Origin of the sequence: Pseudacidovorax sp. NFM-22, assembly GCF_021401245.1 — a bacterium.
GTDB lineage: Bacteria > Pseudomonadota > Gammaproteobacteria > Burkholderiales > Burkholderiaceae_C > Xenophilus.
Genome location: NZ_JACBFY010000003.1, coordinates 403,773 through 424,821, shown reverse-complemented (window position 1 = coordinate 424,821; position 21,049 = coordinate 403,773). Strand labels below are relative to the sequence as shown.

The 21,049-nt window shown below is 71.6% G+C and carries 17 protein-coding genes; 9 read left to right on the top strand and 8 right to left on the bottom strand.

Annotated features, from left to right (window positions below):
• Positions 1 to 68 precede the first annotated feature (68 nt).
• Together ccoS and L0984_RS12970 are read right to left on the bottom strand one after the other, a co-directional pair.
• Complete coding sequence (ccoS, locus tag L0984_RS12975) at positions 69 to 206, bottom strand: cbb3-type cytochrome oxidase assembly protein CcoS (RefSeq protein ID WP_017761492.1); 138 nt, start codon at positions 204 to 206, stop codon at positions 69 to 71.
• 12 nt (positions 207 to 218) lie between these two features.
• Positions 219 to 2,582: a heavy metal translocating P-type ATPase gene (locus L0984_RS12970; protein ID WP_234193982.1), complete on the bottom strand. Its 2,364-nt coding sequence runs from the start codon at positions 2,580 to 2,582 to the stop codon at positions 219 to 221.
• A gap of 105 nt (positions 2,583 to 2,687) precedes the next feature.
• Between L0984_RS12970 and L0984_RS12965 the strand changes: the two genes are divergently transcribed.
• Together L0984_RS12965 and L0984_RS12960 are read left to right on the top strand one after the other, a co-directional pair.
• The gene (locus L0984_RS12965; protein WP_234193981.1) at positions 2,688 to 3,131 is read left to right on the top strand and encodes a universal stress protein; all 444 of its coding nucleotides are present in this window, start codon (positions 2,688 to 2,690) and stop codon (positions 3,129 to 3,131) included.
• 74 nt (positions 3,132 to 3,205) lie between these two features.
• Complete coding sequence (locus tag L0984_RS12960) at positions 3,206 to 3,631, top strand: universal stress protein (RefSeq protein WP_234193980.1); 426 nt, start codon at positions 3,206 to 3,208, stop codon at positions 3,629 to 3,631.
• 180 nt (positions 3,632 to 3,811) lie between these two features.
• Here the strand turns inward: L0984_RS12960 and L0984_RS12955 are convergent, their stop codons facing one another.
• The 4 genes from L0984_RS12955 to L0984_RS12940 all read right to left on the bottom strand — a co-directional run bounded on the left by L0984_RS12955 (position 3,812) and on the right by L0984_RS12940 (position 8,757).
• A complete protein-coding gene (locus tag L0984_RS12955; RefSeq protein WP_234193979.1) occupies positions 3,812 to 5,359 on the bottom strand; it encodes a malonate--CoA ligase in 1,548 nt (515 codons plus the stop codon).
• A 69-nt stretch (positions 5,360 to 5,428) separates the two neighbouring features.
• Positions 5,429 to 6,205 carry an enoyl-CoA hydratase/isomerase family protein gene (locus tag L0984_RS12950; RefSeq protein ID WP_234193978.1) on the bottom strand — a complete coding sequence of 259 codons (777 nt, stop codon included), beginning with the start codon at positions 6,203 to 6,205 and terminating at the stop codon, positions 5,429 to 5,431.
• A gap of 11 nt (positions 6,206 to 6,216) precedes the next feature.
• Positions 6,217 to 7,206, bottom strand: a complete 990-nt coding sequence (locus L0984_RS12945) for a Bug family tripartite tricarboxylate transporter substrate binding protein (RefSeq protein WP_234193977.1) — start codon at positions 7,204 to 7,206, stop codon at positions 6,217 to 6,219.
• 84 nt (positions 7,207 to 7,290) lie between these two features.
• On the bottom strand, positions 7,291 to 8,757 hold the full coding sequence (locus tag L0984_RS12940; protein WP_234193976.1) for a malonyl-CoA decarboxylase: 1,467 nt from the start codon (positions 8,755 to 8,757) through the stop codon (positions 7,291 to 7,293).
• A gap of 101 nt (positions 8,758 to 8,858) precedes the next feature.
• On the opposite strand from L0984_RS12940, the gene mprF reads away from it, so the two are divergent.
• From mprF to L0984_RS12915, 5 genes are all read left to right on the top strand, one after another.
• The gene (gene mprF / locus L0984_RS12935) at positions 8,859 to 11,474 is read left to right on the top strand and encodes a bifunctional lysylphosphatidylglycerol flippase/synthetase MprF (RefSeq protein WP_234193975.1); all 2,616 of its coding nucleotides are present in this window, start codon (positions 8,859 to 8,861) and stop codon (positions 11,472 to 11,474) included.
• 31 nt (positions 11,475 to 11,505) lie between these two features.
• Complete coding sequence (locus L0984_RS12930; RefSeq protein WP_234193974.1) at positions 11,506 to 12,999, top strand: virulence factor family protein; 1,494 nt, start codon at positions 11,506 to 11,508, stop codon at positions 12,997 to 12,999.
• A 162-nt stretch (positions 13,000 to 13,161) separates the two neighbouring features.
• On the top strand, positions 13,162 to 14,124 hold the full coding sequence (locus L0984_RS12925; protein ID WP_234193973.1) for a pseudouridine synthase: 963 nt from the start codon (positions 13,162 to 13,164) through the stop codon (positions 14,122 to 14,124).
• A 276-nt stretch (positions 14,125 to 14,400) separates the two neighbouring features.
• A complete protein-coding gene (locus tag L0984_RS12920) occupies positions 14,401 to 15,438 on the top strand; it encodes a GlxA family transcriptional regulator (RefSeq protein ID WP_234193972.1) in 1,038 nt (345 codons plus the stop codon).
• 130 nt (positions 15,439 to 15,568) lie between these two features.
• Positions 15,569 to 16,753, top strand: coding sequence for an MFS transporter (locus tag L0984_RS12915; RefSeq protein WP_234193971.1), 1,185 nt, complete (start codon positions 15,569 to 15,571; stop codon positions 16,751 to 16,753).
• Positions 16,754 to 16,759: 6 nt separating this feature from the next.
• Here the strand turns inward: L0984_RS12915 and lgt are convergent, their stop codons facing one another.
• Complete coding sequence (gene lgt, locus L0984_RS12910) at positions 16,760 to 17,581, bottom strand: prolipoprotein diacylglyceryl transferase (protein ID WP_234193970.1); 822 nt, start codon at positions 17,579 to 17,581, stop codon at positions 16,760 to 16,762.
• 177 nt (positions 17,582 to 17,758) lie between these two features.
• Here lgt and bfr point away from each other — a divergent pair, with 177 nt between their 5' ends.
• The gene (bfr, locus tag L0984_RS12905) at positions 17,759 to 18,253 is read left to right on the top strand and encodes a bacterioferritin (RefSeq protein ID WP_234193969.1); all 495 of its coding nucleotides are present in this window, start codon (positions 17,759 to 17,761) and stop codon (positions 18,251 to 18,253) included.
• On the opposite strand, the gene L0984_RS12900 is transcribed toward bfr, so the two are convergent.
• Positions 18,254 to 19,201, bottom strand: a complete 948-nt coding sequence (locus L0984_RS12900) for a LysR family transcriptional regulator (RefSeq protein ID WP_234193968.1) — start codon at positions 19,199 to 19,201, stop codon at positions 18,254 to 18,256.
• 97 nt (positions 19,202 to 19,298) lie between these two features.
• Here L0984_RS12900 and ilvD point away from each other — a divergent pair, with 97 nt between their 5' ends.
• Positions 19,299 to 20,990, top strand: coding sequence for a dihydroxy-acid dehydratase (gene ilvD / locus L0984_RS12895; RefSeq protein WP_234193967.1), 1,692 nt, complete (start codon positions 19,299 to 19,301; stop codon positions 20,988 to 20,990).
• The last annotated feature ends 59 nt before the right edge of the window (positions 20,991 to 21,049 follow it).

Below are 21,049 nucleotides of genomic sequence, written 5' to 3'. Positions count from 1 at the left end.
CTTGGGAACCAGGTTGAGGAACTTGTAGGCAGTGTCCGACTCGGTTCCCGCCGGTCGATTGACGGAGATCAATCGCTTTGCAGAATGCGCGCGCCTTCCTGTTCCACGTCATCGAACTGGCCGCGCTCCACGGCCCACCACAGGCCCGCGATGATCAGCAGCACCAGCAGCACCGACAGCGGCACGAGCACGAAGAGGATGTCCATGGCCGCTCCCCTTCAGCCTTGCGGCACCAGCGTGGCATCCGCAGGCACGTGCTCCGCCGAGGCCACTGCCTGTTGTCTTTCGGCGGAATCCATGCGAGACAGGCGTGCACTGTTGAGCACCACCACCAGCGAGCTGAGCGCCATGCCCAGGCCCGCCAGCCAGGCCGGCAGCCAGCCTGCCAGCGCCAGGGGCACGCACAGCGCGTTGTAGGCCGCGGACCAGGCCAGGTTCTGTCGCACGATGCGCAGCGTGCGCCGCGCCTGCGCGACGGTGTCGGGCACCGCCTGCAGCGAACCGGCCAGTACCACGAAGTCGGCCCGCGCCTGCGTCAGCGGCACGGCGTCGCCGAAGGCGAACGAGGCATCGGCCTGTGCGATCACCGGCCCGTCGTTCAGGCCATCACCCACCATGGCCACTGCCCTGCCCTGCGCCTGCAGGCGGCGCACCTCGTGCAGCTTGTCCTCGGGGCTGCAGCCGCCGCGTGCCGTGTCGATGCCGGCGCTGGCCGCCAGCCGCTGCGCCGCCGCCTCGCGGTCGCCGGAAAGCAGGCGTGGCACCAGGCCCAGGGCCTTGAGTCGCGCGATCGCCTCCGGCGCTTCGGGCCGCAGGTCTTCGGCCAGCGCGAAGCTGGCCACCCAGCCCTCGTCGTCACTGAGGTGGACCTGCATGGCGTCGGTCTGCAGCGCACGGGCCTCGCAGAAGGCCGCACTGCCCAGCCGCACATGGCGCGCGGGCGCATCGCCCTGCTGCGGCCACAGGAGGCCCTGCACGCCCTGGCCATGCTGTTCCTGCACCGCCTCGGCACGCCACGCGGGCGGCACGCGATGCTGCGCGTCCCAGGCCTGGCGCAGCGCCCGTGCGGCCGGGTGCAGCGAGCCTTCGGCCAGCGCCACCGCGAGTTCGAGCGCGTCGCCGGGCAGCGTGCCGCGGCGGCTGTAGACCCGGTCCAGCCGCGGCGTGCCGCGCGTGAGCGTGCCGGTCTTGTCGAAGACCACCGTCTGCGCCGTGGCCAGCGATTCCAGCGCCTGCATGTGGGCCACCAGCACGCCTCGCCGTGCGAGGGCGCCTGCGCTGGCCAGCATGGCCGCGGGCGTGGCCAGCGAGAGCGCGCAGGGACAGGTCACGATCAGCACCGAGACCGCGACCATCAGCGCATGCCCCGGGTCCACCGGCCACCACCACAGCGCCGCGCCGCCCGCCGCAAGCACCACCGCCAGCAGGAAGGGCCGCGCGATGCGGTCGGCCATCGCGGCCAACCGCGGGCGCTGCATGGCCGCGCTCTCCATGAGCGCCACGATCTGCGCAAAGCGCGTGCCGCTGCCCACCTGACGCACGAGCACCAGCACTGGCGCCGACAGGTTGTGGCTGCCGGCGTGCACCGTCTCGCCATAGGGCTTGGCGACGGGGCGCGACTCGCCGGTGAGCAGCGCCTCGTCGGCCAGTGTGTCGCCGTCGACCACGACGCCGTCCGCGGGAAAGGCCTCGCCCGGCCGCACGCGCAGCACGTCGCCCACCTGCACGCGGCGCAGCGGCACGCGCTCGAAGCCGCCGTGGATCTGCCGCCGCTCGGCCGTCTCCGGCAGCCGGCCGGCCAGCGCATCGAGCGCACCCGCCGTGCGGTCGCGCAGCCGCGACTCCAGCCAGCGGCCGGTGAGCAGGAAGAACACGAACATGGTGAGGGAGTCGAAATACACCTCGTGGCCCAACGGCCCTTCGGGGTCGAAGGTGCCCGCCGTGCTCACCACGAAGGCGATGGCCATGCCCAGCGCCACCGGCACGTCCATGCCGATGCGGCCATGGCGCAGATCGCGCCAGGCGCTGCCGAAGAAGGGTCCGCATGCGAAGGCCATGACGGGCAGCGTGAGCACCCACGAGGCCCAGCGCAGCAGGCGCTCGATGTCGGGCGTCATCTCGCCCGGGCCGGCCACGTAGGCCGGCAGCGCATACATCATCACCTGCATCATGCACAGGCCCGCGACCAGCCAGCGGAAGAGCGCGCGCCTTGCGTCCTTCTGCCGTTCGATGCGCAGCGAGGCATCGGCGGCGGGCGCGAAGCGGTAGCCGGCCTCGGCCACGGCCGCGAACCAGCGCGAGGGCTGCACCTGCGTGGGCGACCACACGATGCGCGCGCGGCGGCTCGCGGCATTGACCGTCACCTTGCGCACGCCAGGCAGGCGCAGCAGCGCGTCCTCGATGGTGAAGGCGCAGGCCGCGCAGTGGATGCCTTCCACGCAGACCTGCGACTCCCAGTCACCGCCCGCGCGCAGTTCATGGCCGAAGGCCGGCCATTCGGCCGGGTCGTCGAGGGCCGTGCGGGCCTGGACGTCGGCTTCCGTCGGTGCGCTGGCGGAGCCTAGAGGAAGGGCAGCTTGCATGGGTCGATGCTGCGCGCACGCACCCTCGCAGGCCTTGACCTCGGTCAAGTTTCGGCTGTGCCGGGCTGCCTATGCTGGCGCCACATCAACACGGAGCCTCAGACCATGTACCAGCGCATCCTCGTCCCCACCGACAGCTCCAGCCTGTCGAAGAAAGCCGTCCAGCACGCCACCGCGCTCGCCCAGACCTGCGGCGCCGAGATCGTGGTGCTGAACGTGGTGCCGCGCTACCCGGTGAGCTACCTGGAAGGCGCCGTGGTGTTCGAGACGCAGGACGTCGCGCGCATCGAGAAGCAATGGTCCGAGCAGGCCCGCGAGCTGGTCGACAAGGCGGTGGCCCAGGTGCAGGCCAAGGGCGTGAAGGCCCGGGCCGCGGTGGTCAAGTCGGACCTGGTGGCCGAGTCGATCATCAGCGCCGCGCGCAAGCACAAGGCCGATCTGATCGTGATGGCCTCGCACGGCCGCAAGGGCATCAAGCGGCTGCTGCTGGGCAGCGAGACGCAGCACGTGCTCACCCATTCCACATTGCCCGTGCTGGTATTGCGCTGAGCGCGGGCCGCTGCCGCCACACTGGGCTGCGCCCTCGCGGCGCATGTCCTCACCCTAGAAAAGGAGCAAGAGCAATGAAGATCGTCGTCGCCGTGGATGGCAGTGAGTTCACCCGCAAGGCACTGGACTACATCGCCGCCCAGCGAAGCATGTTCGTCGATGGCCATGAGCTGGTGCTGGTGCATGTGTGCCCGGCCGTCCCGCCGCATGCCAGCCGCCACATCGCGAAGGAGACCCTGGCCGAGTACTACAACGAAGAAGGCGCCAAGGTGATCGACCCGGTGAAGCAGCAGCTGCAGGGCCTGGGCATCGCCAACGCCTCGGTGCAGACCCGCCACGGGCAGGCCGCCGAGGAGATCGTGCGCGCCGCCAAGGAGAGCGGTGCGGGCCTGATCGTGATGGGCACCCGCGGTCAGGGTGCGCTGGGCCGCGCACTGATGGGTTCGGTGGCCACCAAGGTCATCGCCGAAAGCGACCTGCCGGTGCTGCTGGTGCAGTGAACCTGCGCCACCCCCCATGCCGCTTCGCGGCTCCCCCCTCTCTGGCGCCTTCGGCTTGGAGGGGGGCGCACCCGGAGGCCTGGCAAAGCCAGTTCCTCGGGTGCTCTCGCATGGCCTGCTCCGCGGCCCTTCGATCAATCGGGCTGCGCCGGTTTCATGCTGGGCGGGCCGCTTGCCGAATCAGGTGAACAGGGCCTTGTGCTGCTCGCGCAGCAAGGCCTTCTGCACCTTGCCCATCTGGTTGCGCGGCAACTCGTCGACCACGAAACAGCGCTTGGGAATCTTGAAGTTGGCCAGCTTGGCCTTGAGCTCGGCCACGATGGCGTCGGCATCGGGCGATGCGCCCGGCTTGCCCACCACCACCGCCACGCCCACCTCGCCGAAGTCGGGATGCGGCACACCCACCACCGCGCTCTCGGCCACGCCGGGCATCTCGTTGATGTAGCCCTCGATCTCGGCCGGGTAGACGTTGTAGCCGCCGCTGATGATCAGGTCCTTGCTGCGGCCCACGATGGTCACGTAGCCGAGGGTGTCGACCTTGCCCACGTCGCCGGTCTTGAAGAAGCCGTCGGGCGTGAACTCCTCCTTGGTCTTCTCGGGCATGCGCCAGTAGCCGGCGAAGACGTTGGGGCCGGCCACCTCGATGTTGCCGATCTCGTCGCGCTCGCAGTCGCGCGGCGGCTTGCCGTCTTCGTAGGCCCGCACCCGCAGCTTGACGCCCGGCAGCGGAAAGCCCACCGTGCCGCCGCGCCGCGCGCCCTGCACCGAGGTGTAGGGGTTGGAGGTCAGCATGATGGTCTCGCTCATGCCGTAGCGCTCCAGGATGGTGTGTCCGGTGCGCGTCTGCCAGTCGTTGAAGGTTTCGATGAGCAGCGGCGCCGAGCCGCTGATGAAGAGGCGCATGTTGTCGCAGGCCGCCAGGCTCAGCGTGGGTTCGGCCAGCATCCGCACATAGAGCGTGGGCACGCCCATGAAAACCGTCGCCTCGGGCAGCTTGGCGATGACGCGCTTGGGGTCGAACTTGCCGAACCAGAGCATCTTGCTGCCGTTGAGCAGCGCGCCGTGGATGGCCACGAACAGACCGTGCACATGGAAGATGGGCAGCGCGTGCAGCAGCACGTCGCCGTGCGTCCAGCCCCAGTAGGTCTTGAGCACCTCGGCATTGCTGCGCAGGTTGCGGTGCGACAGCATCGCGCCCTTGCTCCGGCCGGTGGTGCCGCTGGTGTAGAGGATGGCCGCCAGGTCGTCGTCGGCCTTGGTCACGATCTCGTGCTCGGCGCTGCAGGTGGCCGCATGGCCCAGCAGCGTGCCGGTGCGGTTGTCGTCCAGCGTGAACACCCAGCGCGTGCCGGCCGCCTTGGCGATGGGCTCCACCCAGTCGAGGTTGGCGCTGGTGCACACCACCACCTCGGGCTCGGCGTTGCCGATGAAGTACTCCATCTCGGCGCGCTGGTAGGCGGTGTTGAGCGGCAGGAACACATAGCCCGCGCGCAGCGTGGCCAGGTACAGCAGCATGGCCTCGACCGACTTCTCGACCTGCACCGCCACCCGCGCCCCCGGCTTCAGGCCCAGGCTGCCCAGCAGGTTGGCGATCATGGCGCTGGCCCGCTCCAGGTCGCGCCAGGAATAGGCCAGGCCGTCATCGGTTTCGACGGCGATCTCGTCCAGGTCGTGCGGGAAGGCGGCGCGCAGCGCGGCAAAGAGGTTGGCGTTGGGCGTGGAGCTCATGAAGGGCGGAAGACGAAAGGGCAGTTGGATGGGGAGGGGTTCTTGGGCAGGCGCCGAGTATTCACGGATTCAGCCGAAGCGGGGCGGCCTTTTGGCGAGAAAGGCATCGATGCCCTCGCGGTGCTCGGCCGAATCCGCATAGTCGTAGGCGCCGGACAGGAGTTGCTGCATCTCGCCCGCAGCCAGGGCGCGGAAGGTGGCCTTGTGCAGCCGGGCGGCCTGCGGCGCCAGGGCAGCGATGCGCTGCGCATGGCGCCAGGCGGCGTCGGGCACCTCGGCATCGGGCAGCACGTCGAGCAGAAAGCCGGCCGCCAGCAGCCGTGGCGCCGGGTGCAGGCCGGCGGCCAGCAGCATGTCGCGCGCCAGCGCATCGCCGATCTGGCTGCGCACCAGCGCGGCCTCGCGCGGCGCCATGGGAAAGCCCAGCTTGGCGATGGGCGCACCGAAACGGGCCGAGGCGCCGGCCAGGCGGATGTCGCAGCAGCTGGCGATCTCCAGCCCCGCACCCATGCAGGCGCCCTCGATCTGCGCCACCAGCGGCACCGGGCAGGCCAGCAGCGCCGCCAGGGCGCCCCAGACCTCTTCCTCGTGGAAGTGCCGCAGGCTGGCCACGTCGTAGCGGAAGGCCGGGTATTCGGAGATGTCGCCGCCGGCGCAGAAGGCGCCGCCCTCCCCCCGCACGACCACGCAGCGCAGGCTGGCGTCGGCTGCCAGGCCCTCGGCGGCGGCCCGCAGGGCGTGCCACATGCCGCGGGTCATGGCGTTGAGCCGGCCAGTGTTGCGCAGCGTCAGGGTGGCGATGGCGCCGTCGCGCGCCAGGTCGATCGCATCGTTCTTGTCGCTCATGGAGGGCGAATCTATTCGAGTTTGGCCCCCGAGGCCTTGACCACCGCCGCCCAGCGCTTGACCTCGGCCGAGACGAACTGGCCGTAGGCCGGGCCGGTGAGGTTGGGGATCTCCGAGCCGTTGTTGGCCCAGATGGTCTTGAGCTCGTCGGCGGCCAGCGTGCGGCGCATGTCCTCGGTGATGCGCGCCGCCAGCTCGGGCGGCGTGCCCTTGGGCGCCCACAGGCCGTACCAGGTGGTAACGGTGTAGTCGGGCAGGCCCGATTCGCTGGCGCTGGGCACGTCGGGGAAGGCCGCCTTGCGCTGCGCGCCCGAGACCATCAGCGCCTTGATGCGGCCGGCCTTGATGTGCTGGGCCGACGAGCCCAGCCCGTCGAAGCCGCAGTCCACGTTGCCGGCGATCAGGTCCTGCAGCATGGGGCCCGCGCCGCGGTAGGGAATGTGCGTGATGAAGGTGCCGGTCTGCAGCTTGAACAGCTCGCCCGCCAGGTGGTGCGAGGTTCCCGCGCCGGCCGAGGCGTAGTTGAGCTTGCCGGGGTTCTGCTTGGCGTAGGCGATGAATTCCTTGATGCCCGGCTGGGTGACGCGCCGCGGGTTGACCACCACCACCTGCGGCACGTTGGCCAGCAGCATCAGCGGCACGAAGTCGCGCTCGATGTCGTAGTCGAGCCTGGGGTAGATGGCCGGCGCGATGGCATGGTGCACGGCCCCCATGAACAGCGTGTGGCCGTCCGGTGCGCCCTTGGCCGCGATGCTGGCGCCAACGGTGCCGCCCGCGCCGCCGCGGTTGTCGATCACCAGCGTGTGGCCGGTCGCCTTGGTGAACTGCGCGGCCAGCGGCCGCGCGAAGGCGTCGGTGCCGCCGCCGGCCGGAAAGGGCACGACCAGCGTCACGGGCCGGCTGGGCCAGGTGCTCTGGGCGCGCACGCCGGCGCAGGCGGCAGCGGCGCCGGCCGCGGCCAGGCGCAGCAGACTGCGCCGATGGATCGGTGGGGGGGTCATGGCTTGTCTCCGTCTCTCGTCTTTGGATGCGCCGGGGCCGGCGGCGCTTGTGGGATGGAATCGGCCCGGGGATTCAGCAGGCGCTCAAAGGAGTAGCCCCTCGATGTCGCCCGACACCGGCACCTTGCCGTCGGCCAGCAGGGCGCGGTGCTTGTCCAGGCGCTTGAGGTCGTACAGGTAGTTGACCATCAGGCCCCAAGACTGCTTGATGCCCTTGGGCGACAGGTCGGCGGCCCAGTTGAGCCGCTCGACCCGCGCGCCGTTGCCGAGGTGGAAGCGTGCCACCGGGTCGGCGGGCTTGCCATCCTGGCCGACCCGACCCAGGTACTCGGCCGCGAGGTGCAGCAGCGCCTGCCGCAGCGGCGAGCGCTCGCCCAGCGAAGGCGCATCGTCCAGCGCCGCCAGCAGCCGGTCGGCCGTGGGTGGCAGGCTGCCCAGGTGCCGGCCCAGCGCCTGGGCCTGCTTGTCGGGCAGCCGCGGCAGCAGGGCCCCGGCCTGGCCGCCCAGCCATTGGCGCAGGCCCGGGATGGGCGAAAGCGTGGCGAAGTTCTTGAGCTTGGGGAATTCCTCGCGCAGCGTCTCCACCACGCGCTTGATCAGCGAATCGCCGAAGCTCACGCCACGCAGGCCGGTCTGCGTGTTGCTGATCGAATAGAAGATCGCCGTGGAGGCCTTGTGCGCGGGCGCTGCGGTGGCGGCCTCGTCGAGCAGCGGCGCGATGGCTTCGCTGATGGCGTCGGTCAGCGCCACCTCCACGAAGATCAGCGGCACGCCGGGCAGCCTCGGATGGAAGAAGCCGTAGCAGCGGCGGTCGGTGTCGTCCAGCCGGTTCTTGACGTCGGACCAGCTCTTGATGTCGTGCACCGCCTCGTACTCGATCAGCTTCTCGATCAGCGAGGCGGGCGAATCCCAGCTGATGCGCTTGAGGTCGAGGAAGGCGACGTCGAACCAGGTCGAGAACAGCTGCTCCAGCTCGGCGTCCAGCGCGGCCAGGCGACGGTCCTTGCGCACCACGGGCAGCAGCTCGGCCCGCAGCCCGACCAGGAAGCGCAGCCCTTCCTCGGGAATGGCGAAGCGCTGCAGCAGACGAGCCCGGGGCGACGCCGAGGCGCGGCGCAGCTTGGCCTCGGCCTGGGCCTGCTCGGGCGAGCCGGGCTCGGCGGCTTCGTATTGCTCGCGCGCGGTGCGCAGCTTGGCGCCATCCGGGGCGAAGCATTCGGCCATCAGCAGCCAGACGTCACGGCGCTCCTCGGCCGTCAGCGCCTGGTAGGCGGTCATCACGGCATGGGCGCGGCGGCCGGCCTCGACCTCGCTGGTGCGGCTGTCGGTGACGCCCTGCAGGTCTTCGAGCATGCGGCGCAGCGCGCGGGGCGGCAGTGCCTCGCCATGGCGGCGCAGGGTGGCGGCCATGCGTTCGGCCAGGGTGCGGGGCGGGCGCGCATCGCCGGTGGCGGCGGGGGCCGATTTGGGGGCGCCCGCGGCGTCGGCCGACGCGCCCGGGCGCAGCAGCGAGACGCCCTTGGACAACCAGTCGGGGGGAGTTTTGCTCATGGAATCAACAAAATTTCGGGACCGGGCCAACGCGAGGGCCGGGGCCTGCGTTGTGGCTTGAGGCCGTCGGCGCATGCCGGCATGCCCCCTCTTTGTACACCGTGACCGAGCTTTCCCACCCCTCCCCCGACTCCGCCTCGACGGGGACGCGCCCTGTTCCTACAGAAGCCGTCGCCCTCGGCTGGCAGCGCCTCAAACCCTGGCTGATCGCCGCCGCCGCGCTCCTGCTGTGCCTGCTGCTCGCCGCCGCTCTGCACGGCCTGGCCGGCGAGGTGCGCTACGACGACGTGATGCGGGCCATCGCCGGCACGCACGAGATGGACATCGTGCTGGCGCTGATGGCCACCGCCGCCAGCTACCTGATCCTCTCGGGCTACGACTTCTCCGCACTCGCCTATGCCCATGCCCGCGTGAACCGAGGCACGGTGCTGCTGACCTCCTTCACGGCCTATGCGCTGTCCAACACCATCGGCCTCGGCCCGCTGACCGGCGGCGCGGTACGCACCCGGCTGTACACAGCGGCCGGGCTCAAGGCGCACCAGGTGGCGCAGGTGGTGGTCTTCAATGCCGCGGCCTTCGGCCTGGGCATCACCGCCTTCGGTGCGGTGGCACTGCTGTGGGGCGCGCCCGACGTGGCGGGGCTGGTCGGCCTGCCGCCGGAACTGCTCCAGTTGGGCTCGGGCCTGCTGCTGGTGGGCGTGGGCGTGTTCCTGGCGCTGTGCCGGCGCCAGCGCAATCTGCAGATCGCCGGCCGCTGGCGACTGCGGCTACCGCCGGCGGGCCTGGCGGTGCGGCAGCTGGTCATCTCGGCCTTCGAGCTGACGGCCTCGGCGGCGGCGCTGTGGTTCCTGCTGCCGGGCGAGCGCATCGACCTGCCGGCCTTCACCGCCTTCTATGCCATCGCCATCGTGGCCGGCATCATCAGCCACGTGCCCGGCGGCGTGGGCGTGTTCGAGGCGGTGATGCTGATGGCCACCCGCAACGACGTTCCGGCCGAGTCCATGCTGGCCGCGCTGGTGCTCTACCGCGGCATCTACTACATCGTGCCGCTGGTAGCGGCCACGGCCCTGGTGCTGGGCTGGGAACTCAAGAGCGGCGTGGGCACGCCCATCGCGCGGGCGGCCACGCGGCTGAGCCCGCGTCTGCTGGCCGCCCTGACGCTGGTGGCGGGCCTGTGGCTCATCGCCTCGGGCGTGACGCCCTTCACCGAGGACGCGCGCGAGATGCTGGCCACGCTCAATGTGCCGCTGCCGCTGGTGGAGGCCTCGCACTTCCTGGGCAGCGTGGCCGGGCTGGGCCTGCTGCTGGTGGCGCGGGGACTGTTTCACCGGCTCGATGCCGCCTGGTGGGCGGCGCTGGTGCTGGCCGTGGTCTCGGCCGTGCTGGCCCTGCCCAAGGGCATCGCGCTGCACGAGGCCGGCCTGCTGGCCACGCTGGCAGTGCTGCTGGTCGTCTCGCGCAAGCAGTTCGACCGCCGCTCCTCGCTGCTGTCGATGCGGCTGGAGCCCGGCTGGCTGATCGGCCTGGGCGCGGTGCTGGCGGGCTCGCTGTGGCTGCTGTTCTTCGCCTACCAGGAAGTGGCCTACACCCACCGCCTGTGGTGGCAATTCGAGCTGGACGCGCAGGCGCCGCGCTCGCTGCGCGCGCTGCTGGGCGTGGCGCTGGCCGGCATGGCCTATGGCCTGTGGCAGCTGCTGCGCCCGCCCGTGGGCCAGGCGGCGGCGCCCACCACCGAGGACCTGGACCGGGCCGCCGCCATCGTGGCGGCCAACCCGCGCGCCGACGCCTGCTTCGCGCTCACCGGCGACAAGCACCTGCTGTTCTCGCCCTCGGGTCGCAGCTTCCTCATGTACGGCAAGCAGAACCGCTCCTGGATCGCGCTGTACGGCCCCGCGGGCGACAAGGCCGAATGGGCCGAGCTGGCTTGGCGCTTCGTCGAGATGGCCCGCACCCATGGTGGCCGGCCGGCCTTCTACCAGGTTCGACCGGCCAGCCTGCCGCTGTACCTGGACTGCGGCCTGCAGGCCTTCAAGCTGGGCGAGCATGCCCACATCGAGCTACCGCAGTTCGACCTCAAGGGCGCCAAGCGGGCCAACCTGCGCTCGGGCATGAACCGCGGCGAGCGCGAGGGCCTGGTGTTCGAGGTGATCGAGGGCGAGGCGCTGGAGGCCGCCCTGCCCGAGCTGCGCGCCGTGTCGGACGCCTGGCTTTCGCGCCAGAAGACGCGCGAGAAGGGCTTCTCGGTCGGCCGCTTCGACGAGGCCTACCTGCGCCGCCTGCCCGTGGCCGTGGCCCGGCGCGAGGGCCGCATCCTGGCCTTCGCCAACCTGCTGGTCACCGCGCCCGCCGAAGAGGCCGCCGTCGACCTGATGCGCCACCTGCCCGATGCGCCGCCCGGCACCATGGATTTCCTTTTCGCCAAGGTGCTGCTGCACCTGAAGGACCGCGGCTTCCAGCGCTTTGCCCTGGGCATGGCGCCCATGGCCGGCATGGCCGAGCGCCGCCATGCGCCGCGCTGGCAGCGGCTGGGCCGTCTGCTCTACGAGCATGGCGAGCGCTTCTACAACTTCCGCGGGCTGCGCAGCTTCAAGGACAAGTTCGAGCCCGTCTGGGAGCCGCGCTACCTGGCCGCACCCGGCGGCGTGGCACCGCTGTGGGTGCTGCTGGACCTGGCCGCGCTGATCGGCGGCGGCACTAAGGGCGTGATCGGCAAGTGATGCCGCGCGGCCCGCTTTCGACTTCCTTCGCATGACATTGCCGACCTCCTTTTCGCGCCGCGCCCTGGTGGCCGGGGCCTCGGGCCTGTGGCTGGCCTGCGCAGCCATCGCCCAACCGGCCGCCCCCGTGGCCGGCGCGACAGCCCTGCCCCAGCCCGCCAAGCGCATCACGCGCGAGATCTTCAAGGACGTGCCGCTGTACCGCCCCGACGGTGCCGTGCAGCAGTTCGTGGTGCTGCTGACCGGCAGCGACGCGCCCACGCCGCGCGACCTGCGCCTGGTACAGGCCATGACCGCCCAGGGCGCCATGGTGATCGCCGTGCCCGGCCTGGGCTTCTACCGCAGCCTCGCGGCGGTCAGCCAGCAGTGCGTGCACGGCCCCGGCGCGCTGGAGAACTTCGCCCGCTTCGTGCAGGCCGGCGAGAAGCTGCCCACCTACATCGAGCCGATCCTGGTCGGCACCGGCCAGGCCGGTGCGCTGGCCTACGGCCTGCTCGCACAGTCGCCTGCCGACACCTACACCGGCGCGCTCTCGCTGGACTTCTGCCCGCGCGTGGCCCTGCCGCTGCCGATGTGCGGCGACGAGAACTTCCGCAGCCGCCCGGTCGCTGGCGAGTCCGCGCAGCCCGGCCGGCCTGCGCAGACGCTGCGGCCGCTGGAGCCCGCCTTCGACCTGCAACCCGCCAAGCGCCTGGCCGGCGCCTGGACGGCCATGGGCGCCGACCCGCATGACGCAGCCTGCGCTGCGGGCCCGCAGGCACCGGCCGCCTTCACCGCCCAGGTGCCCAACGCCCGCTGGATCGCGCCTGCCGCGGCCGGCTCGGCCGACGCGCCGCCGCCGGGCTTCGGCGCCGCCTTCGCGCAGATGGCCGCCCAGCGCGCCGGCCTCGCCCTGCCGCCCAGCCAGCTGGCCGACCTGCCCGTGACCGAAGTGCCGGTGCAGGGCCCCGGCAAGCGCTTCGCCGTGCTGGTGTCGGGCGACGGCGGCTGGGCCAGCATCGACAAGCGCCTGGCCGCGGCCCTGGCCAAGGACGGCATTCCCGTCGCCGGCCTGGATTCGCTGCGCTACTTCTGGACCCGCCGCACGCCGGAGGGCGTGGCGGCGGATGTGGACCGGCTGATCCGCTACTACGCAGCCCGCTGGGGCCGCAGCGAGGTGCTGCTGCTGGGCTATTCGCAGGGCGCCGACGTGCTGCCCTTCGCCTACAACCGCCTGCCCGAGCGCACCCGCGCCAGCGTCAAGCTGCTGGGCCTGCTGGGCCCCGGCGAGAAGGCCGCCTTCGAATTCCACGTCAGCCACTGGATCGGCAAGAGCGGCGACCAGCCGATCGCGCCCGAGGCCAAGCGCCTGCCCGCGGGCCTGGCGCTGTGCGTCTACGGCACCGAGGAAAAGGCCGACTCGCTCTGCCCGCAGCTGGACGCGGCCCAGGCGAAGATCCTGCCCATGCCGGGCGGCCACCACCTGGGCGAGAACTACGAGGACCTGGCGGCCAAGGTGCTGCAGGCGGCGCCGCCCCCGCGTTGAGGGCGGTCAGCCCGCGCGCGAAGGGCGACCGTGCACCACACGCCGTGGCTGCGTGGGCTGCAAGCGCCTCGATATCTCCGGGCACGGGCCCGGCGAAGGCGCTTCAGCCGTGTGGCGCCGCCTCGCCGGGCGCGCCCCGACCCATCACGACAATCGCCGCCCATGTCCGACCGTCCCGCCCGCAAATCCGGCAGCGCCCGCCGAGCCGCCCAGCCCCGCCCGCTGCCCGTGGACGGTGGCCTGGGCCCGAGCTGCGTGGCGCTGCCGCCCGGCGACTGGGCGACGGTGCTGGACTTCCTGACCGAGCGCTTTCCGATGGTGCCGCGTGCCGACTGGCAGGCCCGCATGGCCGCCGGCCGCGTGGTGGCCGGCGACGGCAGCCGGCTCGCCGCGCAGACACCCTTCCGCAAGGACCTGCGCGTCTGGTACTACCGCGAATGGGCAGACGAGGCGCCCGTCCCCTTCCAGGAGACGGTGCTCTTCCAGGACGAGCAACTGGTGGTGGCCGACAAGCCGCACTTCCTGCCCGTGATGCCCAGCGGCCGCCATGTGCGCGAGACGCTGCTGGTGCGCCTGAAGCAGCGCCTGGGCCTGGACACGCTGGTGCCCATCCACCGCATCGACCGCGAGACCGCCGGGCTGGTGGTCTTCAGCGTGCAGCCGGCCACGCGGGGCGCCTATCAGCGGCTGTTCGCCGAACGGGCGGTGCGCAAGCAGTACGAGGCCATCGTTCACTGGCCGCCCCCGGCGCCGCTGCCGGCGGTCTACCGCAGCCGGCTGGCCGACGTCTTCATGCGCAGCGAGACGGTGGCCGGCGAGCCCAACGCCGAGACCGCCATCGCCGTGCGCGAGGTGCGCGGCGACGTCGCCCTGCTCGACTTGGCGCCGCACACCGGCCGCAAGCACCAGCTGCGCGCGCATTGCGAGGCGCTGGGCGTGCCGATCGTGGGCGACGGCATCTATCCGGTGCTGCGGCCGGAAGGGGCGGACGACTGGCAGAACCCGCTGCGGCTGCTGGCGCGCGGCATCGCCTTCGACGATCCGGTGACGGGGGAGGCACGGGTGTTCCGAAGTGCGCTGTCGCTGGCGTGGCCGGAAGGCGGTTCGGCAGACGGCCAGATCTAGTACCGCCCGCCGTCCGAACCCCGCGGCTCGGCTCCCTCTCCCCTTGCGGGAGAGGGCTGGGGAGAGGGGTCGACGGCCGTCGCAAGGGCGAGCGTTTTGGGGTACGCGCCCCCTCTCCCCAACCCCTCTCCCGCGAGGGGAGAGGGGCTCACGACGAGGTCCGCCCCAGCACCTTGGCGGCCTCCGTGGCTGCCCGCGCGGACACGCCAGAAAGTGGCCAGATCCGTGGACTGATTGTCCTTGCGGCCACGCGCCCTGGGACCCACACTCCCCACCATGCCCACCGCCGCCCCGCCCCGCACCATCGCCTGCCTGCTCTACGCCGACTGCATGAGCCTGGACGTCACCGGCCCGATGCAGGTCTTCGCCACCGCGAACGACGTGGCGCAGCACGGCCACCGCAGGGCGGCGCCGTACCGGCTGCAATTGCTCGCCGAGACGCTTGCGCCCGTCGCCACGTCCGCCGGCATGCGCCTCGTGCCCGACGCCGCCTGGCCCACCGTGACGGCCGGCGACATCGACACCCTGCTCGTGCCCGGCGGCGACGGCGTGATTGCCCAGCGCGGTAACGCGGCGCTGCTGGACTGGCTGAGCCGCGCCGAGCCCGAGGTTCGGCGCCTGGGCTCGGTCTGCTCAGGTGCGCTGCTGCTGGCCGAGGCGGGCCTGCTCGACGGCCGCCGCGCCACTTCGCACTGGTCGCGGCTGGACCAGCTGCGCGAGCGACATCCCGCCGTGCAGGTGGAGCCCGACTGCCTGCACACCTTCGACCCCGGCAGCGCGCAGGACGGCCATGTCTTCACCTCGGCCGGCGTCACGGCGGGCATCGACCTTGCGCTGGCCCTGGTCGAGGCCGACCTGGGCCGGCCGATGGCATTGGCCGTGGCGCGGCAACTGGTGATGTTCCTGCGTCGGCCGGGCGGGCAGGCGCAGTTCAGCGCCCTGCTCGCGCCCGAGCCGCGCCGCACGCCCCGGCTGGCCGCGCTGCTCGACTGGCTGCCGGGCCAGCTCGGCGGCGACCTGTCGCTGGAGCGGCTCGCGGCCCAGGCCTGCCTGCCGCCGCGCACGCTCACCCGCGCCTTCCAGAAGGAGCTGGGCACCTCGCCCGCCCGCTACATCGAGCGGCTGCGGGTGGAGACGGCCAGCGCCCTGATGGCCCAGGGCCAGGCCTCGGTCGCCACGGTGGCCCGGTTGTGCGGCTTCGGCCATCCGGAGAACCTGCGGCGCAGCTTCCACAAACACTACGGCGTGGGGCCGCAGGCCTGGGCGGAGCGCTTCGGCAGCGGCGTCGCGGATTCGGCGCAATCCAGCGCCTGACCCGTCTCTCGGCCTTGTCGGCTATGGCCCCTCCCCCTCTGGGGGAGGCTGGGTGGGGGCCGCGCGCGCTCACGACGTCCCCACCAACCGTCCCAACCGACCGAACCCACCATCGCAGCCACCACTCGCCATGCTCACCCTGCTCCGCACCCACGCCAGCCTGCGCCTGCTCTTCGTCGGCCAGGCGCTCTACTGGTCCTGCTCCATCATCGGCATCGCCCTGACCGCGCTGGTCGGCGCCCGGCTGGCGCCGCTGCCCTGGCTGGCGACGCTGCCGCTCGCGCTGCTGGTGGCCGGCAACCTGGTCGCCGTGCGACCGCTGGCGGCGGCCATGCAGCGCCATGGCCGGCGGCGGGTGCTGGTGGCTGGGGCGCTGGTCGGCGTGGCGGGTGGCCTCACGGCCTGCCTCGCCATCGTGGCGGATAGCTTCGCGCTCTTCGGCCTGGGCATCGCCGGCGTGGGCGTGTACCAGGCTTCGTCGGCCTATTACCGCTATGTGGCGCTGGAGGCCGTCGAGGCCCAATGGCGCGGCCGGGCCGCCGCCTGCGTGCTGGCCGGGGGCGTGTGCGCCGCCCTGTTCGCGCCTTCGCTGGCGCTAGCGGCGCGCCAGTGGCTGATCACGCCCTTTGCCGGCGCCTACCTGGCCATCGCCGGCCTGGCCGCCGTCGCCGCCCTGCTGCTGACCCGCTTGCCCGAAGGCGCAGCTGCCGTCCCCGCGACCGGGCAGGCGCCCGCCACCCGCTGGCGCATGCTGCTGGCCCGCCCCGCGCTGCGCGCCGCCATCGTCATGACCGGCGTCGGCCATGGGCTGATGATCCTGGTGATGAACGCCACGCCGCTGGCCATGGCGGACTGCGGCTTCGCCGTCGAATCGTCGGCGCGGGTGATCCAGTGGCATGTGCTGGGCATGTTCCTGCCCGCGTTCTTCGCCGGCGCCCTGGTGGACCGGCATGGCAGCCGCCGGGTGGCCGCCGTGGGCATCGCCGTGCTGGTGGCCAGTGCGGCGCTGGCCCTGTCGGGCGTGGCCCTGGTGCAGTTCGCGGCCAGCTCGCTGCTGCTGGGCATCGGCTGGAGCCTGATGATCGTGGCCGGCACCACGCTGTTGACCGAGGCGCATGCGCCTGCCGAGCGGGCCGGCGCCCAGTCGCTGATGGAATTCGCCAACGGCGGCACGGCGGCGGCGATGTCCTTCGCCTCGGGCGCGCTGCAGTCGGGCATCGGCTGGACGGCGATCAATGCCGCGATGCTGCCCATGCTGGCCGGGGCCGCCTGGCTGCTGTGGTCGACCCGGCCGGCGCTGCTTCGCGCGGCCTGAACCGGCTCAGGCGTGGGTCACGCGCGGCTGCTTGGGCGCCGTGGCGTACAGCACGATGCCGGCCAGGATCATGGGCACGCACAGCCACTGGCCCATGCTCATGTTCAGCGCCAGCAGGCCCAGGAAGTCGTCCGGCTCGCGGAAGTACTCGGCCACGAAGCGCATCACGCCATAGCCCATCAGGAAGACGGCCGACACCCGGCGCTCCAGCCGCGGCTTGCGCGCATACAGCCACAGGATCACGAACAGCAGCAGCCCTTCGAGCAGGAACTGGTAGACCTGCGACGGGTGCCGCGGCAGCATCGAGCCGCTCTGCGGAAACACCATGCCCCATGGCAGATCCGGCGATGAGAAGCGGCCCCACAGCTCGCCGTTGATGAAGTTGCCCACGCGGCCCGCCGCCAGGCCCGTCGGCACGCAGGGCGCCACGAAGTCCATCAACTGCCAGAAGCGCCGTCCGCGCGCCCGCGCGAACCAGGCCATGGCGGTGATCACGCCGATCAGCCCGCCATGGAAGCTCATGCCGCCGCGCCAGACCATGAAGATCTCCAGCGGGTTCGACAGGTAATAGCCCGGCTTGTAGAACAGGCAGTAGCCCAGCCGGCCACCGACGATCACGCCCAGCACGCCGAAGAAGAGGATGTCCTCCACGTCCTTGCGCGTCCAGGCCGCGCTGCCGGTCATCGAGGCGAAGGGCTCGTGCCGCAGCCGGCGCGTACCCAGGAAGAAGAACAGGCCGAATGCCGCGAGGTAGGTCAGGCCGTACCAGTGCACGGCAAGCGGGCCGATCTGCAGGGCGACCGGGTCGATATGGGGGTACATCAGCATGGCGCGCATTGTGCCCGCCGCCCCATGGCGAGGCAGTGACGCGCCGTTGCGAATGCGTCTGATCGGCTGCCGCATCCGCATGCAGAACGCGGCGTGGGGGGCATTGGCCGCGGGCGTTTCGCCAAAGCGGGGGCCGGACGGATACTCGCGGCGTTTTTGTCTTCGAAGAATCACACCATGCAGGGCAACCCCCAAGTCATCGACTACCTGAAGGACCTGCTGCGCGGCGAGCTCGCCGCCCGCGACCAGTACTTCATCCACTCCCGCAACTACGAAGACCAGGGGTTCGGCCGGCTTTACGAGCGCATCAACCACGAGATGCAGGAAGAGACCGAGCATGCCGACGCGCTGATGCGCCGCATCCTGATGCTCGGCGGCCGGCCCGACATGAGCCCCAAGGCCTTCACCCCCGGCCTGACCGTCGAGGAGATGCTGCGCAAGGACCTCGACACCGAGTACGAGGTGCGCGACGCCCTGCGCAAGGGTGCCGCCCTGTGCGAGAGCGTGGGCGACTACGTCAGCCGCGACATCCTGGTCTCGCAACTGCACGACACCGAGGAAGACCATGCCTACTGGCTCGAAAAGCAGCTGGGCCTGATCGCCAAGATCGGCCTGCCCAACTATCTGCAGTCGCAGATGGGCGAAGGCGACTCCGCCACCTCGGCGGGCTGATCAGCCCGCCTCGCCAGCCTCGGCCCGCGTCCGCAGAAAGCGGACGAAGCGCGCCAGGGCCGGCGGCTGCCGCTCCGCCAGCCACACCAGGCTGGTTTCGCAGGACGGCAGCGTCACCTTCTTCCCTCCCCGCTCCTTCAGTTCCTCCGCCCGCCGGTAGACCACGCCGGCGCGGCTGAAGGCCGTCACGCTGGCCGGCACCCAGGCCACGCCGAGGCCGCCCGACACCAGGTTGACGATGGTCTGCATCTGGATCGCCTCCTGCGCCACGCGCGGGCGCCGGCCGTGGGCGGCATAGAGCTGCATCACCGCATCGTGCACGCCGGGCAGGATGCGGCGTGGGTACAGCACCAGCGGCTCGTCCATCACCTCGGCCAGGGCCGGGCGCACCTGTTGCGCCAGCGCATGCGCGGCCGGCAGCGCCAGCACCAGCGGCTCCTGCGCCACCGCCAGCCGGGCCAGGCCGGCCGGCGCGGCGCCGGGCGGATGCAGCAGCAGGCCGGCATCGATGTCCCCACGGGCCAGGGATTCCAGCTGCACGTCGCCGGTGGCCTCGACCAGTTCCAGCGCCACCTGCGGGCTGTGCTCGCGGAAGTCGCGCACCCAGCCCGGCAGCCGGTCGAAGCCGATGGTGGAGACGAAGGCCAGGCGCACCCGGCCGGCCTCGCCCGAATCGGCCGCGCGCGCCCGGGCGGGCAAGGACCGCGCCTGGGCCAGCAGGGCCCGCACCTCGGGCACCAGCGCCTCGCCCGCGGCCGTAAGGGCCACGCGCCGGCGCGTGCGGTCGAAGAGCTGCACGCCCAGCGTGCGCTCCAGCTGGGCGATGGCCTGGGTGACGGGCGGCTGCGTCATGTGCAGCCGCTGCGCCGCGCGGCCGAAGTGCAGTTCCTCGGCCACGGCCAGGAACTGCCGCCAGGCGCGCAACTCGATCGGGGCCTCTTCCTTCATTCGGCCAGCATATCAATCCGCCCGCCAAATAGGATTGGAGGCAATCAGACGCCCGGTCGAGAATCGCCGCCACCCACGAACCGCGGAGACACGCCCCATGGCCACCCAACCGATCAAGATCAACCGCCGCAGCGCCAACATCACCGAAGGCAAGAGCCGCGCGCCCAACCGCTCGATGTACTACGCCATCGGCTACGAGGCGGACGACTTCGCCAAGCCCATGGTCGGCGTGGCCAACGGCCACAGCACCATCACGCCCTGCAATGCCGGCCTGCAGAAGCTGGCCGATGCGGCGGTGGCCGGGATCGAGGAAGCCGGCGGCAACGCCCAGATCTTCGGCACGCCCACCATCTCCGACGGCATGGCCATGGGCACCGAAGGCATGAAGTACTCGCTGGTCAGCCGCGAGGTCATCAGCGACTGCATCGAGACCTGCGTGCAGGGCCAGTGGATGGACGGCGTGCTGGTGGTCGGTGGCTGCGACAAGAACATGCCCGGCGGCATGATGGGCATGCTGCGCGCCAACGTGCCCGCCATCTACGTCTACGGCGGCACCATCCTGCCGGGCCACTACAAGGGCCAGGACCTGAACATCGTCAGCGTCTTCGAGGCCGTGGGCCAGAACGCCGCCGGCAACCTGAGCGACGAGGACCTGCTGCAGATCGAGCGCCGCGCCATCCCCGGCACCGGCTCCTGCGGCGGCATGTACACGGCCAACACCATGAGTTCGTCCTTCGAGGCGCTGGGCATGAGCCTGCCCTACTCGTCGACCATGGCCAACCCGCACGACGAGACGCAGAACTCGGCCAAGGAATCGGCCAAGGTGCTGATCGAGGCCATCAAGCGCGACCTCAAGCCGCGCGACATCGTCACCCGCAAGGCCATCGAGAACGCCGTGTCGGTCATCATGGCCACGGGCGGCTCGACCAACGCCGTGCTGCACTTCCTGGCCATCGCACATGCGGCCGGCGTCGAATGGACCATCGACGACTTCGAGCGCATCCGCCAGCGCGTGCCGGTCATCTGCGACCTCAAGCCCAGCGGCCGCTGGCTGGCGGTCGACCTGCACCGCGCGGGCGGCATCCCGCAGGTGATGAAGCTGCTGCTCAACGCCGGCCTGCTGCATGGCGACTGCATCACCATCACCGGCAAGACCATCGCCGAGACGCTCAAGGACGTGCCCGACGTGCCGCCCAACCCCGAGGTGATCCGCCCCATCGACCAGCCGCTGTACGCCCAGGGCCACCTGGCCATCCTCAAGGGCAACCTGAGCCCCGAGGGCGCCGTGGCCAAGATCACCGGCCTGAAGAACCCTGCCATCACCGGCCCGGCCCGCGTGTTCGAGGACGAGCAGTCGGCGCTGCAGGCCATCCTGGCCGGCAAGATCAAGGCGGGCGACGTGATGGTGCTGCGCTACCTGGGCCCCAAGGGCGGCCCCGGCATGCCCGAGATGCTGGCGCCCACGGGCGCGCTGATCGGCGCCGGCCTGGGCGAGAGCGTGGGCCTGATCACCGACGGCCGCTTCTCCGGCGGCACCTGGGGCATGGTGGTGGGCCACGTGGCGCCCGAGGCCGCGGCCGGCGGCACCATCGCGCTGGTGCACGAGGGCGACTCCATCACCATCGACGCCACCACGCTGCGCCTGGAGCTGAACGTGCCCGAAGACGAGATCGTCCGCCGCCGCGCCGCCTGGAAGGCGCCGGCGCCGCGCTACACCCGCGGCGTGCAGGCCAAGTTCGCCTTCAATGCGTCGAGCGCGAGCCTGGGCGCGGTGCTCGACCGGTTCTGAGTGCCGCCAGCCAGTGCCCGGCTTCCTCTCCCCTTGCGGGAGAGGGTTGGGGCGAGGGG

Excerpts from the sequence above, each read along its gene's own strand:
- L0984_RS12915 (WP_234193971.1), top strand. The coding sequence starts at position 15,569 with ATGCTCACCCTGCTCCGCACCCACGCCAGCCTGCGCCTGCTCTTCGTC.
- bfr (WP_234193969.1), top strand. The coding sequence starts at position 17,759 with ATGCAGGGCAACCCCCAAGTCATCGACTACCTGAAGGACCTGCTGCGC.
- L0984_RS12945 (WP_234193977.1), bottom strand. The coding sequence starts at position 7,206 with ATGACCCCCCCACCGATCCATCGGCGCAGTCTGCTGCGCCTGGCCGCG.
- L0984_RS12970 (WP_234193982.1), bottom strand. The coding sequence starts at position 2,582 with ATGCAAGCTGCCCTTCCTCTAGGCTCCGCCAGCGCACCGACGGAAGCC.
- L0984_RS12950 (WP_234193978.1), bottom strand. The coding sequence starts at position 6,205 with ATGAGCGACAAGAACGATGCGATCGACCTGGCGCGCGACGGCGCCATC.
- L0984_RS12960 (WP_234193980.1), top strand. The coding sequence starts at position 3,206 with ATGAAGATCGTCGTCGCCGTGGATGGCAGTGAGTTCACCCGCAAGGCA.
- lgt (WP_234193970.1), bottom strand. The coding sequence starts at position 17,581 with ATGCTGATGTACCCCCATATCGACCCGGTCGCCCTGCAGATCGGCCCG.
- ilvD (WP_234193967.1), top strand. The coding sequence starts at position 19,299 with ATGGCCACCCAACCGATCAAGATCAACCGCCGCAGCGCCAACATCACC.
- L0984_RS12930 (WP_234193974.1), top strand. The coding sequence starts at position 11,506 with ATGACATTGCCGACCTCCTTTTCGCGCCGCGCCCTGGTGGCCGGGGCC.
- L0984_RS12925 (WP_234193973.1), top strand. The coding sequence starts at position 13,162 with ATGTCCGACCGTCCCGCCCGCAAATCCGGCAGCGCCCGCCGAGCCGCC.
- ccoS (WP_017761492.1), bottom strand. The coding sequence starts at position 206 with ATGGACATCCTCTTCGTGCTCGTGCCGCTGTCGGTGCTGCTGGTGCTG.
- L0984_RS12940 (WP_234193976.1), bottom strand. The coding sequence starts at position 8,757 with ATGAGCAAAACTCCCCCCGACTGGTTGTCCAAGGGCGTCTCGCTGCTG.
- L0984_RS12900 (WP_234193968.1), bottom strand. The coding sequence starts at position 19,201 with ATGAAGGAAGAGGCCCCGATCGAGTTGCGCGCCTGGCGGCAGTTCCTG.
- L0984_RS12920 (WP_234193972.1), top strand. The coding sequence starts at position 14,401 with ATGCCCACCGCCGCCCCGCCCCGCACCATCGCCTGCCTGCTCTACGCC.
- L0984_RS12955 (WP_234193979.1), bottom strand. The coding sequence starts at position 5,359 with ATGAGCTCCACGCCCAACGCCAACCTCTTTGCCGCGCTGCGCGCCGCC.
- L0984_RS12965 (WP_234193981.1), top strand. The coding sequence starts at position 2,688 with ATGTACCAGCGCATCCTCGTCCCCACCGACAGCTCCAGCCTGTCGAAG.